Source organism: Actinomadura sp. WMMB 499 (genome assembly GCF_008824145.1).
Taxonomy (GTDB): domain Bacteria; phylum Actinomycetota; class Actinomycetes; order Streptosporangiales; family Streptosporangiaceae; genus Spirillospora.
In genome coordinates this window covers 8,106,137-8,119,812 of the sequence record NZ_CP044407.1, presented here as the reverse complement: position 1 = coordinate 8,119,812, position 13,676 = coordinate 8,106,137, and the positions used below count along the sequence as shown (strand labels likewise).

At 73.9% G+C, this 13,676-nt stretch carries 13 protein-coding genes; 4 read left to right on the top strand and 9 right to left on the bottom strand.

Features of this window, described 5'->3' with window-relative positions:
- Positions 1 to 153 precede the first annotated feature (153 nt).
- Positions 154 to 585 (bottom strand): division/cell wall cluster transcriptional repressor MraZ, encoded by a 432-nt coding sequence (gene mraZ, locus F7P10_RS37000; RefSeq protein WP_151016697.1) that lies wholly within the window; start codon positions 583 to 585, stop codon positions 154 to 156.
- A 512-nt stretch (positions 586 to 1,097) separates the two neighbouring features.
- Here mraZ and F7P10_RS36995 point away from each other — a divergent pair.
- The 3 genes from F7P10_RS36995 (at position 1,098) to F7P10_RS36985 (ending at position 6,026) form a co-directional block, all read left to right on the top strand.
- Complete coding sequence (locus tag F7P10_RS36995) at positions 1,098 to 2,042, top strand: MoxR family ATPase (RefSeq protein WP_151018532.1); 945 nt, start codon at positions 1,098 to 1,100, stop codon at positions 2,040 to 2,042.
- A 3-nt stretch (positions 2,043 to 2,045) separates the two neighbouring features.
- Positions 2,046 to 3,308, top strand: coding sequence for a DUF58 domain-containing protein (locus F7P10_RS36990; protein ID WP_151016696.1), 1,263 nt, complete (start codon positions 2,046 to 2,048; stop codon positions 3,306 to 3,308).
- A 192-nt stretch (positions 3,309 to 3,500) separates the two neighbouring features.
- On the top strand, positions 3,501 to 6,026 hold the full coding sequence (locus F7P10_RS36985) for a DUF3488 and transglutaminase-like domain-containing protein (protein WP_254716216.1): 2,526 nt from the start codon (positions 3,501 to 3,503) through the stop codon (positions 6,024 to 6,026).
- Positions 6,027 to 6,098: 72 nt separating this feature from the next.
- Here F7P10_RS36985 and F7P10_RS36980 read toward each other — a convergent pair whose 3' ends face one another.
- The 8 genes from F7P10_RS36980 to F7P10_RS36945 all read right to left on the bottom strand — a co-directional run bounded on the left by F7P10_RS36980 (position 6,099) and on the right by F7P10_RS36945 (position 12,935).
- Positions 6,099 to 6,542 carry a DUF3040 domain-containing protein gene (locus F7P10_RS36980; RefSeq protein WP_151016695.1) on the bottom strand — a complete coding sequence of 148 codons (444 nt, stop codon included), beginning with the start codon at positions 6,540 to 6,542 and terminating at the stop codon, positions 6,099 to 6,101.
- A gap of 147 nt (positions 6,543 to 6,689) precedes the next feature.
- On the bottom strand, positions 6,690 to 7,955 hold the full coding sequence (locus F7P10_RS36975; protein WP_151016694.1) for a DNA polymerase IV: 1,266 nt from the start codon (positions 7,953 to 7,955) through the stop codon (positions 6,690 to 6,692).
- A 58-nt stretch (positions 7,956 to 8,013) separates the two neighbouring features.
- Positions 8,014 to 8,781, bottom strand: a complete 768-nt coding sequence (locus F7P10_RS36970) for a bifunctional 2-polyprenyl-6-hydroxyphenol methylase/3-demethylubiquinol 3-O-methyltransferase UbiG (protein ID WP_254716841.1) — start codon at positions 8,779 to 8,781, stop codon at positions 8,014 to 8,016.
- A gap of 115 nt (positions 8,782 to 8,896) precedes the next feature.
- Positions 8,897 to 9,313, bottom strand: a complete 417-nt coding sequence (gene nusB, locus F7P10_RS36965) for a transcription antitermination factor NusB (protein ID WP_151016692.1) — start codon at positions 9,311 to 9,313, stop codon at positions 8,897 to 8,899.
- Between the two features lie 33 nt (positions 9,314 to 9,346).
- Positions 9,347 to 9,904 carry an elongation factor P gene (gene efp / locus F7P10_RS36960; protein WP_151016691.1) on the bottom strand — a complete coding sequence of 186 codons (558 nt, stop codon included), beginning with the start codon at positions 9,902 to 9,904 and terminating at the stop codon, positions 9,347 to 9,349.
- A gap of 41 nt (positions 9,905 to 9,945) precedes the next feature.
- Positions 9,946 to 11,034: a Xaa-Pro peptidase family protein gene (locus tag F7P10_RS36955; RefSeq protein WP_151016690.1), complete on the bottom strand. Its 1,089-nt coding sequence runs from the start codon at positions 11,032 to 11,034 to the stop codon at positions 9,946 to 9,948.
- Between the two features lie 82 nt (positions 11,035 to 11,116).
- Positions 11,117 to 12,163 (bottom strand): LLM class F420-dependent oxidoreductase, encoded by a 1,047-nt coding sequence (locus F7P10_RS36950; protein ID WP_151016689.1) that lies wholly within the window; start codon positions 12,161 to 12,163, stop codon positions 11,117 to 11,119.
- 106 nt (positions 12,164 to 12,269) lie between these two features.
- The gene (locus tag F7P10_RS36945) at positions 12,270 to 12,935 is read right to left on the bottom strand and encodes an enoyl-CoA hydratase-related protein (protein ID WP_151016688.1); all 666 of its coding nucleotides are present in this window, start codon (positions 12,933 to 12,935) and stop codon (positions 12,270 to 12,272) included.
- A 158-nt stretch (positions 12,936 to 13,093) separates the two neighbouring features.
- On the opposite strand from F7P10_RS36945, the gene F7P10_RS36940 reads away from it, so the two are divergent.
- The gene (locus tag F7P10_RS36940; protein ID WP_151016687.1) at positions 13,094 to 13,669 is read left to right on the top strand and encodes a TetR/AcrR family transcriptional regulator; all 576 of its coding nucleotides are present in this window, start codon (positions 13,094 to 13,096) and stop codon (positions 13,667 to 13,669) included.
- Positions 13,670 to 13,676 lie beyond the last annotated feature (7 nt).

The window sequence follows — 13,676 nt, the reverse complement described above, 5'->3', positions numbered from 1 at the left end:
AGGTCCCCATCCGCTGCCCTGGAGGAAGTTCACCGCGACTAAGCGGGGGTCGCCGCCTGGCACCGGGGAAGCTGCGCCAGATGGCTGGAGAGCGGCTGGAGACCTGGCCGAACGCGGGCCAGTGCCGGTCGTCGGACCGACGAGTCGTTCTACTCAGAGGATCCCTGGCAACACCTCCTCCGAGACGTCGGAGAAGGCCTGCTCCTCCTGCTCGAGGTAGGTCTCCCAGGCCTTGGCGTCCCAGATCTCGAGGCGGGTGTTCGCCCCGATCACGGTGCACTCCTTGGAGAGACCCGCGTAAGTGCGCAGCGGCTGCGGGATGGTGATGCGACCCTGCTTGTCGGGGATCTCATCGGACGCGCTGGCGAAGAAGACGCGGCTGTAGGCCCGTACCGCCTTCTCGGTGACCGGCGCGGCGCGCAGAGCCTCGGTGATGCGCTGGAACTCCGCCATGGGGAAGACGTACAGGCAGCGTTCCTGGCCCTTCGTGATCACCAATCCCCCCGACAGCTCCTCGCGATACTTCGCCGGCAGGAACAGCCGTCCCTTGTCGTCGAGGCGCGGTGAGTGGGTGCCGAGGAACACCGGCCCACCTCCCGCGCCGCAAGGGACGCTACCGTCCCCCACGGCGCCCCACTCTACTCCACTCTTCCCCACCGTCAACAACGAAAACCGCTTCGACGAAACAAGATCGTCAGAGAAAGCGCAGGTCAGGACGGGTGGTGCGGAGTGGGGGGCGCGAGGGGCGCCCGCGCGCCGGACGGCGGACGGGCGCGGGACGGGCGCCCGGCGGCCCTTCGGACATCACACTGTGAACCCGTCCAGATCAACACGCACCGGACTCACGTGCCCCGTGAACATCGCGACGACGATCGTGACGACGTACTGTCTGTTGGGGTGGCGCGTTGGAGCGCGGCACCGGCCCGCGGCATGCGGGGCCGCGTTTTCCGGGGACGGGCCCTGCCGGGGCCCACCGGTCCTGCCGGGCACCCGCGCGGCCGGACGGCTGAGGAGGTTTGGTGGCAGTAGGAACGCACGGCGAATCCCCCCGCTCCGCCGCGCGCGGCGAACCGGCCCGCGCGGAGCCCGGTCCCGGGCTGGAGGGCCTGGCGAAGGTCGCGGGCCGGATCAGGGGCGCCGTGGAATCGGTGATCGAGGGCAAGCCGGCGGCGGTGCGGCTCGCGCTCACGGTCCTGCTGGCGGAGGGACACCTGCTCATCGAGGACGTGCCCGGGGTCGGCAAGACGATGCTCGCCAAGGCCCTCGCCCGGTCGGTGGACTGCTCGGTCCGGCGCGTGCAGTTCACGCCCGACCTGCTGCCCAGCGACATCACGGGGGTCAGCGCCTACAACCAGGAGCTGCGCGAGTTCGAGTTCAAGCCGGGCCCGGTGTTCGCCAACATCGTGGTCGGCGACGAGATCAACCGGGCCTCCCCGAAGACGCAGTCGGCGCTGCTGGAGTGCATGGAGGAGCGGCAGGTCACGGTCGACGGCTCCACGTACGCGCTGGAACCCCCGTTCATGGTGATCTCCACGCAGAACCCGATCGAGATGGAGGGCACCTACCCGCTGCCGGAGGCGCAGCGCGACCGGTTCACCGCCCGCATCTCGATGGGGTACCCCGCCCCGTCCGCGGAGTTGGAGATGCTGGACGTGCACGGCAGTTCGTCCCCGCTGGACCGGCTCGTCCCGGTGGCGCACGCCTCCGACGTCCGCGAGCTGATCGAGGTGGTGCGGGGCATCGAGGTCTCCCCGGACGTCCGGCAGTACGTGATCGACCTCATCTCCGCGACCCGGTCGCACCCGGAGCTGCGGCTGGGCGCGTCCCCGCGCGCCACGCTGCAGCTGGTGAAGGCGGCGCGGGCGTACGCGGCACTGGACGACCGCGACTACGTGATCCCCGACGATGTCCAGGAACTGGCCGTCCCCGTACTGGCGCACCGGATGCTGACGACCACGGAGGCGCAGGTGGACGGTCGGCGGTCCGAGCACGTGGTCGCCGACCTGGTGCGCCGCCTGCCGGTCCCCGCCCCCGGGAGGTGAGCGGTGCGCAGAGCGCTGGCCGGCCTCACCACGCGCGGGCGGTCGTTCGTCGCCGCGGGCGCGACCGCGATCACGTGCGCGTTCGTACTCGGCGAGCGGGACCTGCTGCGCGCCGGCGTGCTCGTCCTGGTGCTGCCGCTGCTGTGCACCCTCGCGGTGGCGCGCACCCGGTACCGGCTGGCGTGCGCGCGGCGGCTGGCGCCGGCGCGGCTGCCGGTGGGCCGGGAGTCCCGGATCGACCTGCGGCTGGAGAACGTGTCGCGGCTGCCGAGCGGGCTGCTGATGGTCGAGGACCGGATCCCGTACGCGCTCGGCGGGCGGGCCCGCTTCCTCATCGACCGGATCGAGCCGCAGGGAGCGCGTGAGCTGCGGTACCGGGTCCGTTCGGACGTCCGGGGCCGGTACCGGGTCGGGCCGCTGACGGTCCGGCTCACCGACCCGTTCGGGATGGTGGAGCTGGTGCGCTCCTTCAGCGCCGCCGACTCCCTCACCGTGACCCCGGAGGTGGTGCCGCTGCGTCCGGGCCGCCTGTCGGGCGCGTGGACGGGCGGCGGCGACAGCCTCGCCCGCGCGGTCGCGGCGGCGGGCGAGGACGACGTGGCGCCGCGCGACTACCGGCACGGGGACGATCTGCGCCGCGTGCACTGGCGGTCCACGGCGCGGCGCGGCGAGCTGATGGTGCGGCGCGAGGAGCAGCACTGGCAGAGCAGCGGGACGCTGTTCCTGGACACCCGCCGCAAGGCGCACCTGGGCGACGGGCCGGGCGGCACCTTCGAACGGGCGGTGTCGGTGACGGCGTCGATCGGCGTCCACCTGGTCCGGACGGGGATGCGGCTGCGGTACGTGACCGACGGCGGCGAGGAACTGCCGGCGGCGTCCGCGGACGGCGCGTTCGAGGGGCTGCTGCTGGACTCGCTTGCCGTGGTGCGCAGGTCCACGGGGAGCGCGCTGCCCGTGGAGGCGCTCGCGGCGGGTCCGGGCGGCGGGGAGCGCGGCGGACTGGTGATCGCGGTGTTCGGGGCGCTGTCCGCCGAGGACGCCGGCACCGTGGCGGCGCGCTGGCGCGGCGCCACCCGCGTGGCGGTGCTGGTCGGCGACGGGCGTGCGGACGAGGCCGCCGCGGGCGCCGCCGCGGACGTCCCGGCGTCGCGGCGGGCGGCGGACCTGCTGCGCGCGGGCGGCTGGCGAGTGGTGACGGTGCGGACGGCCGCGGAGCTGGCCGAGGCGTGGGGGCGGGCCGGCGAGGATCCCGCCCGCACGGGCTGACGGCGGGCCGACGAGCATGGGGCCGACGAGCATGGGCCGACCGATACAAGCCGGCCGGTACGAGGCCGATCCAGACGAGGCCGATCCAGACGAGGCCGACTCACACGAGGCCGACTCACACGAGGCCGACTCACACGAGGCCGACTCACACGAGGCCGACTCACACGAGGCCGACTCACACGAGGGCGGGTCATGAGGCTGCGGATGACGATGACGGCCGCGCTGGCGACGCTCGCCGGCGCGGTGGGGCTGTACCCGCTGTTCGAGACGGCGGGCTGGTTCGCGGCGGGCCTCGGCGCGGTGCTCGCGGTGGCGGCGGGCGGGCTGATCGCCCGGCGGCTGCGGCTGCCCGCCGCGCTGCAACCGCTCGCCACCCTGCTCGCACTCCTGCTGTGCCTGAACCTGGTGTACGCGGGGCCGGAGTCGCTGCTGGGCGTGGTCCCGACGCCCGAGTCGCTGGGCCGCCTGCTCGACCTGGCCGACGGCGGCTGGGCATCGGCGAACCGGTACGCGGCGCCGGTGCCGGTGCTGCCCGGGATCGGGCTGCTGACGGCCGCGGGCATCGGCCTGGTCGCGGTGCTGGTCGACTTCCTGGCGGTGGGGCTGCGCCGGGCGGCGCCCGCCGGGCTGCCGCTGCTGGCCATGTACAGCGTGCCGGCGGCGGTGCGGGACGACGGCATCGGCTGGCTGCCGTTCGCGGTGGGCGCGCTGGGCTTCCTCGCCCTGCTGATGGCCGACTCCCGCGAGCAGGTCGGCGGCTGGGGGCCGCTGGTGGCGCGGCGGCGCTGGTCGGCGCCGCGGGACCCGGCGGACGCCGAGGCGGCGGACGCGGCGCTGCCGGCGTCGCTCGCGGCGGCGGCGACGTCGGGCGGGCGCCGGATCGCGCTGGGCGCGGTGGCCGTCGCGGTGCTGCTCCCGACGGCGGTGCCCGGCCTGCAGGAGCGCGGCATCCTCGACCTGCGCGGCGGGTCGGGCGGCGACACCCGGACGGTGACGACGCCGGATCCGCTGGTCAGCCTGAAGCGGGAGCTGACCCGGCTGGACGACTCCACGGTGCTGACCTACCGCACCGAGGATCCGATCGGGCCGGGCTACCTGCGCCTGTACGCGCTCGACCGGTTCGACGGCGACCGGTGGACCTACAGCCCGATGAGCACCCGGGACACCGACCGGCTGCGGGAGGGCGAGCCGCTGCCGGACCCGCCGGGCCTGACGACCGGCGCGTCCCGCCGCGTGACGACGCAGGTGTCGGTCCGCGAGGAGGTGCGCGACATGTCCTTCCTCCCGCTGCCCTACGCGCCGGAGCGGGTGGCGATCGACGGCGACTGGCGGGCGGATCCCGAGTCGCTGATGGTGTACTCGCTGCGCGACTCGGCGAGCGGCCGCACCTACACCGTCCAGAGCCGGATCCCGCAGCCGAGCGGCGACGAGCTGGAGGACTCGGACGGCTATTCGGCGCGGATCGTCCGCCGCTACACCGAACTGCCGCGCGGCATCCCCGACGAGGTCCGGACGCTGACCCGCAACGTCGCCGCGGGCGCGTCGACCGCGCACGACCAGGCCGTCCTGCTGCAGCGGTGGTTCACCGAGACCGGCGGGTACGCCTATGACCTGTCCGCCCCCGCGCCGAAGCGGCGCAGCGACCTGGTCGACTTCCTGCTGCACAGCAAGCGCGGGTACTGCGAGCAGTTCGCCGCGTCGATGGCGCTGATGGCGCGGATCCTGGGGATCCCCGCGCGGGTGGCGATGGGGTACACCGCCGGGGTGCAGACCGGCCCGGACGAGTGGACGGTGCGGTCGCGCGACGCGCACGCGTGGCCGGAGCTGTACTTCCCGGGTTCGGGGTGGGTGCGGTTCGAGCCGACCCCCTCGGGGATCCAGGGGCAGGGCACGGCCACCGCGCCGTCCTACAGCACGCCGGAGACCTCCAGCGGCGTGGGGACGGGCTCGGACTCGTCCTCCGCCGAGGACTCGGGGTCCTCGGCGGCCGAGGAGTCGGCGGCGCCGCAGAACCCCCGGCAGGACCCGGGGGCGGGGAACCCCGGCGACGCCGCGGCGGGGCAGGAGGCGGCGGACGACGGCTTCCGGGCGGCACCGTGGCTGGCGGGCGGCCTGGTCGCGCTGCTGGCCCTGGCGGTCCCGGCGGTGGCCCGGGTGATCGCGCGGCGGCGCCGGTGGGCGGCGCTCACCGGGAACGGGACGGGACCGGACGACAGCGCGGGCGACGGTCCGCCCGGACCGTCCGGGGGGCGGCCCGCCGCGCCGGGTGAGGCGGACCGGCGGGACCCGGCGACGGCGGCGCACGCGGCATGGCGGGAACTCCGCGCGGACGCGCTGGACCACGGGCTGGAGTGGCGCGCGGGGGACTCGCCGCGCGCGGCGGCACGGCGGCTCGGGGAGCTGCTGGAGCTGGACCCGGCGGGAACCCAGGCGCTGCGCCGGATCGCCCGGGCCGAGGAGCTGGCGCGGTACTCGCGGCGCCGGTCGGCGGAGCCGCCGGAGCGGCTGCGCGCGGACGTCCGGACGGTGCGGGAGGCGGTCGCGGCGGCGGCGGGGCGGCGGGCGCGGCTGCGGGCCCGGCTGCTGCCGCCGTCCACCCTGGCGGAGGCGCGCGGGACGCTGCGGTCGGCGGGCGACCGGGTGACCGCGCTGGCGGACCGGCCGGACGGTCCGGTCGCGCGGCTGCGGGCGCTGGGCGAGCGGGTCAGGCGCGGCTAGCGCCACGCCGAACCCGGGCGGCGGCACCGCCCGGGTTCGGTGAGTCGCGGCCGGAAGTTCTCCGGTGGGAGATCAGACGTCGCCTTCGGTGCGGCGGCGCCAGCGTTCCTCCATGCGCTCCATGAAGGTCCCCTTCGGCCGGTCCTGGCGCTCCGCGCGTCCCTGCCGCCCTTGCCGGCCCTGGCGGCCCTGCCGCCCCTGACCGCCCTGTGGCGCGGGTTCCTCGCCGATGCCGGCCATCCGCTTCCAGCTCGTGAGGGCCCACAAGGAGGAGGCCAGCATGAGCAGGAACCCGGTCACGCTGATCGCGATGGTGACCGCGCCCGCGTTGATCACGAGCCCGGCCATCAGCACTCCGACGCCCACCACGAAACCGACGGCCGACTTGACGACCCGCCGCTTGTAGTGGACCTGCGGGTTGGTCGAGCGGACCGCGTGCGCGAATTTCGGATCCTCGGCGTACAGCTGCTGCTCGATCTGTTCGAGCATGCGCTGCTCGTGCTCAGACAGCGGCACGGCGCCTCCCAACGACAGCCCCGCGACGGGGTATCCGGTGCAGGACGGGAACGTCAACGGTGATATGCCCAGAATACGAGCACTGGCGGGCGGACGAAAGCGAACGGCCCGCCGTACGGGGCTGTTCGGACACTTCACCGTGTTCTTTCATCGTCTCCCGTCACCACCGTCACGTCCGTCACCGTCCTCCGCACGCCGGACGAGCGCGGCGGGGCGGACCGCGCCGCGGCCGAACCGGTGTGCGACCTGGTCCATGGCTCGCTCGGCCTCACGCCAACCGCTCTCCGGTTCGTCGAGGGCGAGCTGACGGGGGGCCTCGCCGGCGGGGCCCAGGTTCTCCACCCGCACCCCGACCAGTCGGAGACGTACCCGTTCCAGCCCCGCCCCCTCATAGAGCTCGCACGCTGTGATATAGATCACACGAGCGAGATCGGTGGGTTCGGCGAGGGTCCGTGCCCGGGTGATCGTCTTGAAGTTCGCCATCCGCAGTTTGACGCTCACGGTGCGTCCCGCGTTCCCGCCCGCGCGGAGCCGCTCGCCGACCCGCTCGGACAGCCGCAGCAGTTCCCGGCGGATCACCTCGGGATCGTCGACGTCGGTCTCGAACGTCTCCTCGGCGCCGATGCTCTTGTCGGGCGTGTGCGCGACGACGTCGCGCGGGTCGCGGCCCCACGCCAGCTCGTGCAGGTGCGCGCCCAGCGCGTTGCCCAGCTCCCGCTGGAGCGTCGCGACGGGCACCTGGGCGAGCTGCCCGACCGTCCGCAGGCCGAGCCGGGCCAGCGCCTGCTCGGTCCGCTCCCCCACGCCCCACAGGGACGCCACAGGCAGCGGATGCAGGAACTCGACGGCGCCGCCGGCGGGCACGACGAGCAGCCCGTCGGGCTTGCAGCGGGTGGAGGCGAGCTTGGCCACGAACTTGGTGCTCGCCACGCCCACCGAGCAGGTGATGCCCTGCTGGGCGCGGACCTGCTCGCGGATGCTCCGGGCGATCTCCGCGGGCCGGCCGAGCCGCCGCACGGCGCCCGCGACGTCCAGGAACGCCTCGTCCAGCGACAGCGGTTCCACCAGCGGCGTGATCGAGCGGAACAGCTCGAACACCGACGCCGACACGCGGGAGTACTTGCCGTGGCTCACCGGCAGGACGACCGCGCGCGGGCACAGCCGCCGCGCGCGCGTCATCGGCATCGCCGAGTGGACGCCGTACTCGCGCGCCTCGTAGGACGCCGCCGACACGACCCCCCGCGCGCCCGCGCCGCCCACGATCACCGGACGGCCGCGCAGTTCGGGGCGCTCCAGCAGCTCGACGCTGACGAAGAACGCGTCCATGTCGACGTGCAGGATCGCGCAGCCGGTGTCGTCGGCGGGCGGGCCCGGCTGCGGGCCCGGCCGGTGGAGCTGCTGCTTGCGGCTCACGGACGCGGCCCACGGACGCTGCTCACAGGACGGCTCACCGGGCGGCTCACGGGACGGCTCAGGCCGCCGGCCGGTCGGCGACCAGGTGCAGCTGGGCGGCCAGGTCGCGCAGGACCGGATGGACGGCCGCGACGGACTCGAGCGCGAGCAGCGCCTCGGCGGAGTCGCTGTCGCCGTCGGAGATCCCGCCCGGCACCAGGTCGGCGAAGATCCGGACGCCGTGCAGCTCGGCGACCCGCAGGCCCGCGCCCTGCGCGAGCGCCGTCAGCGTCTCGCGGGTGAACCGGCGGGGCGTCCGGTCGGCGTCGCCCCACCGTCCGGCCACGTCCATGAGCACCCGCCGCGCGTCGTCGAAGTGCCCGCCGACCGCGCGGGACAGCGCGGCGGCCAGCTGCCCGGCCGCCAGCAGGCTGACCGACCCGCCGGGACGGACGGTCGCGGTGAGCGCGGCCATCGCCGCCGCGGGGTCGTCCACGTACTCCAGCACGCTGTGGCACAGCACGAGGTCGGCCGCGGCCGGTCCGAGCAGGTCGGGCAGGTCGACGGCGTCGCCCTGGACGGCGCGGACCCGCACCCCCGCCTCGGCGGCGCGGCGCTCGAGCGCGGCGAGCGAGTCGGGGTTGGCGTCGACGACGGTGACCCGGTGGCCGAGTTCGGCGAGCGGCACCGCGAAGCCGCCGGTGCCGCCGCCGACGTCGACGATGTCGCTCGCCCCGGCCTCCGGTGTGATCCGCTCCAGGACCGCGCGCAGCGCCTCCCACAGCACGGCGTTGCGCACGCGCCCGCCGCCCCGTGCCCGCTTCGGTTGCCGGCCGGACACGGACACTCCCTTAACGTCGCTCATCGCACCCCACCCTAGCCGTCCGCGGGCTCGCGGGGGGCCGGGGACGCGGGCCCGGACCGCCGCCGGACCCGATCGCCCCGGCCCGGATCGCTCCGGCCTAGATCGCCAGGGACGGCTTCAGCTGCTGCAGGCGCGACAGCAGCCCGTTGACGAACCGCGGCGACTCGTCCGTGGACAGCTCGGTGGCCAGCCCGACGGCCTCGCTGACCGCCACGCCGTCCGGGACGTCGTCCACCCACAGCAGCTCGAAGACGCCCATCCGCAGAATGTTGCGGTCGACGACGGGCATCCGCTCCAGCGTCCACCCGGTGGCGTAGGTGGCGAGCAGCTCGTCGATCCGCTCGCGGCGCTCCTGGACGCCCTCGATCAGCCGCACGGCGTGCGGGTACTCCGCCAGCTCGTCCTGGTTGGGACGGCCGCGGGCGGCCAGCACCGCCGTCGGCTCCTCCTCGCGGAGTTCGGCCGCGAACAGGATGTCCAGCGCCAGCTTCCGCGCCTTGGTGCGCGCGCTCATGTGTCTCGCTCTCGCTCCGCTCGCCGGCGGACGTCAGCCGCGGCCGAGGTAGTCGCCGGAGCGGGTGTCGACCTTGACCTTCTCGCCGGTGGTGATGAACAGCGGGACCTGGATCTGGGCGCCGGTCTCCAGCGTGGCGGGCTTGCTGCCGCCGGTGGAGCGGTCGCCCTGCAGGCCCGGCTCGGTCTCGGTGATCTGCAGCACGACGGCGGCGGGCAGCTCGACGTACAGGGGGTTCTCGTTGTTGAAGGCGATGACCGCGTTCTGCTCGGGGAGCAGGTAGTTCGCGGCGGTGCCGACCACGGCGCCGGGGATCTGCGGCTGCTCGTAGGTCTCGGTGTCCATGAACACGAAGTCGTCGCCCTCGCGGTAGAGGTACTGCATCTCCCGCTTGTCGACGCTGGCCACCTCGACCTTGGTGCCGGCGTTGAAGGTCTTGTCCACGACCTTGCCCGACAGCACGTTCTTGAGCTTGGTGCGGACGAACGCGCCGCCCTTGCCGGGCTTGACGTGCTGGAATTCCAGGACGGTCCACAGTCCGCCGTCGAGGTTCAGCGTCATGCCGTTCTTCAGGTCGTTCGTCGTCGCCACTGCGTAGTTCTCCCGGTCGCGGACCCGCGCTCGAAGACTCGCTAGAGAACGAGCAGGTCCTTGGTCGTCGTCGTGAGGAGCTCCGGGCCGTCCGCACGGACCACCAACGTGTCCTCGATGCGGACCCCGCCGCGGCCCGCGAGGTAGACCCCCGGCTCTGCGGTGATCGGAACTCGGTCCATCAGCTTACCGGTCTCGTCGTACCCCATGAGCGGCGCCTCGTGGATCTCCAGGCCCACGCCGTGCCCGAGCCCGTGGGTGAAGTCGTCGCCGTGCCCGGCCGCCTTGACGACGTCGCGGGCGGCGGCGTCCACGGCCTTGGTCTCGGCGCCCGGACGGGCGGCGCCGATCCCGGCGCGCTGGGCGCGGTGCACGAGGTCGTACAGGTCGCGCTGCCAGCCGGCCGGCTCGCCGATCGCGACGGTGCGGGTCATGTCGGCGTGGTAGCCGCCGTAGCGGGCGCCGAAGTCCATGGTGAGCAGGTCGCCGCGCGCGAGCCCGCGGTCGCCGGGGCGGTGGTGCGGGACGGCCCCGTTGGGACCGGACGCGACGATCGAGGCGAACGCGGGGCCCTCGGCGCCGAGGTCGACCATGGCGCGCTCGAGGGCGATGGCGATCTCCCGTTCGGTGCGGCCGGGCGCGATCGCGGGCAGCACGGCGTCGAAGGCGCGGCAGGTGATCGCGCAGGCCTCCCGAAGGAGGTCGATCTCCTCCTCGTCCTTGACCCGGCGCAGTTCCTCGACGGGGCGGCCGTGCACCGCCACGAGCTCGATCCCGGCCGCGCGGGCCTGCTCGTCCAGCGTGGCGTGCTGCTCGACGGTGACGGCGTGGGGTTCGAAGCCGAGCCGAGCGTGCCCGTCCGCGGCAGCCCGCGCGACGAGCGCGGCGGCCGTCTTGCGCTCCCGGACCAGCGGCAGCTCGGGGGCGATCCGCTCGGCCGTCCCGGCGTACCGGTTGTCGGTGGCCAGCACGGCGGGCGCGCCCGCCGGGACGAGCACGGCGGCGTTGGAGCTGGCGAGCCCGGTCAGGTAGCGGACGTTGACGAGCCGGGTGACCAGCATCGCGTCCGCGCCGTGCGCGGCGGCGAGTTCGGCCAGGCGGCGGCGACGTCCGGTGTGCGTCTCCCCCATAGGCAGGACTGTAGAGCATCGCCGGCCGGGGACGTCCCCGGGGCGCGGGCGCGCGACGCGTCCGCGCCCCCGGGGGAGTCCGTCACACGTCGGCGACCATCTCCCGGACCTTCTCGATCAGGGCGAGGCGGCCCTTGTGGTCGCCCGCGATCGGCGCGACGTTCAGGGTGGTGACGCCGGACTCCTTGATCGCGGCGAGCCGCTCGCGGACGTGGCCCTCGGTGCCGATCAGCGACATCTTCTCGAGCAGTTCCTGCGGGACCTTCGCGGCGGCCTCGTCCTTCTTGCCGTCCAGGTAGAGGTCCTGGATCTCCTCGGCCTCCTTCTCGAAGCCGTAGCGGCGGGCGAGGTCGTTGTAGAAGTTCTTGCCCTTGGCGCCCATGCCGCCGATGTACAGCGCGGCCATCGGGCGGCCGAACTCCAGGTAGCCCTGGACGTCGTCGCCGATCGCGAGCGTGGCCTGCGCGACGACGTCGAGGTCGCCGAGGGACGGGTCGCGCTTGGCCTTGCCCGCGGCGAGGGACCCGCCCCACACGTCGGCGGCCTTCTCCGGCATGTAGAAGATCGGCTCCCAGCCGTTGGCGATCTCGGCGGTCAGCTCGACGTTCTTCGGGCCGATCGCGGCCACCATGATCGGGATGCTCTCCCGCACCGGGTGGTTGATCAGCTTGAGCGGCTTGCCGAGGCCGGTGCCCCGGCCCTCCGGCAACGGCAGCTGGTAGTGCTTGCCCTCGTGCTGGAGCCGCTCGCGCCGCCAGACCTTGCGGCAGATCTCGATGATCTCCCGGGTCCGGCCGAGCGGGGCGGTGTAGGGGACACCGTGGAAGCCCTCGATGACCTGCGGGCCGGACGCGCCGATGCCGAGCGTGAACCGCCCGCCGGAGACGTAGTCCAGGCCCGCCGCGGTCTGCGCGAGCGCGGTGGGCGTGCGGGAGTAGATGTTGAGGATGCCGGACGCGATCTCCAGCCGCTCGGTCTTGGCGGCGATGAATCCCATCTGGCTGACCGCGTCGAAGCTGTAGGCCTCGGCGACGTAGACGATGTCGAGCCCGGCCTTCTCGTAGTCGGCGAGCTCTTCGACGGTCTCTTTGAAACCGCCCGCGTAGTTGAGGGCCATCCCGATGCGCATCGGCACCCCTTCCCGTGTTCCCGAATTACCGAATCCGATTCCAGTCGAACACAACCTAGCCCGCCGCCTTCCGCCCGCCCAGTGCCGGGGTGGCCGGGACGGCCGCTCAGCCGAGCGCGGGCCCGTGCAGCGCCGCGAGCGTCGCACGGTACATGTCGCGGCGGATCTTCCCGACGGTCTTCCCGTCCTTGCCCGCGAGGGACGCCGCCAGCTCGACGGCCGCGGGCAGCACCTCCGCCTCGGCCGCCGCGCTCCGCACGATCCCGGCGGCGATCGCCTGCTCGGCGGTGTACCGGCGGCCGGTGATCATCGCCTCGTGCGCGGTTGCCGCCGACAACCGGGCGGTGATCAGCGCGTTCATCCCGGGCGTGAAGCTCATCCCGAGGTCGACCTCGGGCAGGCAGAAGTACCCGCGGTCGGCGCGCATGACGGCGAAGTCGTGCGCGAGCGCGAGCATCCCGCCGCCGGCGAACGCGTGCCCGTTGACCGCCGCGACCGTCGGCGCGGGCAGCTCGAGCAGCCGCGCGTACAGCCCGTTGACGCGGCCGAGGTACTCCTCGAACCTGTCGCCGTTGGCGCCGAGCCATTCCAGGTCGAGGCCGTTGGAGAAGAACTTGCCGGTCCCGACGGTGACGAGCGCGCGCGGCCCGTCCGCCTTCGCGACGGTGTCCAGCGCACCCTCGACCGCGCCGAGGAAGTCGGGGCCGAACCGGTTCTCCCCGGCGTCGAGCCGCAGGACGAACACGTCACCGTCACGCTGGAGGTCGATCACGAGGGTCTCCTTGTCTCCCTGCCCGGATCCGGGGCTACCGGCCGGTAACAACGTCCCCGCATCCTACGGCCAAGTATGACGTTCGACATACAGACGATTTCCTATGACGATCGTCATGGTCAACGCGAAGAGCTTATGATGAATGTCATAATCGCTGCATGGGGTCCGACAGCCGGGAGCGCATGGTCCGCAGCGCCGCCTACCTGTTCCGCGAGCGCGGCTACAGCGGCACGGGATTCCGCGACGTCATCGCGCACAGCGGCGCGCCGCGCGGATCGATCTACCACCACTTCCCCGAGGGCAAGGCGCAGCTCGCCGAGGAGGCCGTCCGCTACGCCGGGGAGTTCCTCAACGCCGGGATCGTCGCGGCCACCGAGGGCGGTGACGCGGCGTCCGCCGTGGACGCCTTCGTCGGCTGGTGGCGGCAGGTGCTGATCCGCAGCGGCTTCCGGGCCGGCTGCCCGGTCCTGGCCGTCACCGTGGAATGCCACGACGACGCGCCGCAGCTCACCGCCGCGACCGCGGCCGTCTTCGGCCGCTGGGAGGACACCCTCGCCACCGGGCTCGGCAACGCGGGCGTCCCGGACGGGCGCGCGGCGAGCCTCGCCCGGCTGATCGTCGCCGCCGTCGAGGGCGCGACCGTCCTGTGCCGCGCCCACCGCGACGTCCGTCCGCTCGACGACGTCGTCGCCGAGCTCAAGGCCATGACCCGCGCGGCCGCCGAGGGGGCCTGATCCCGCG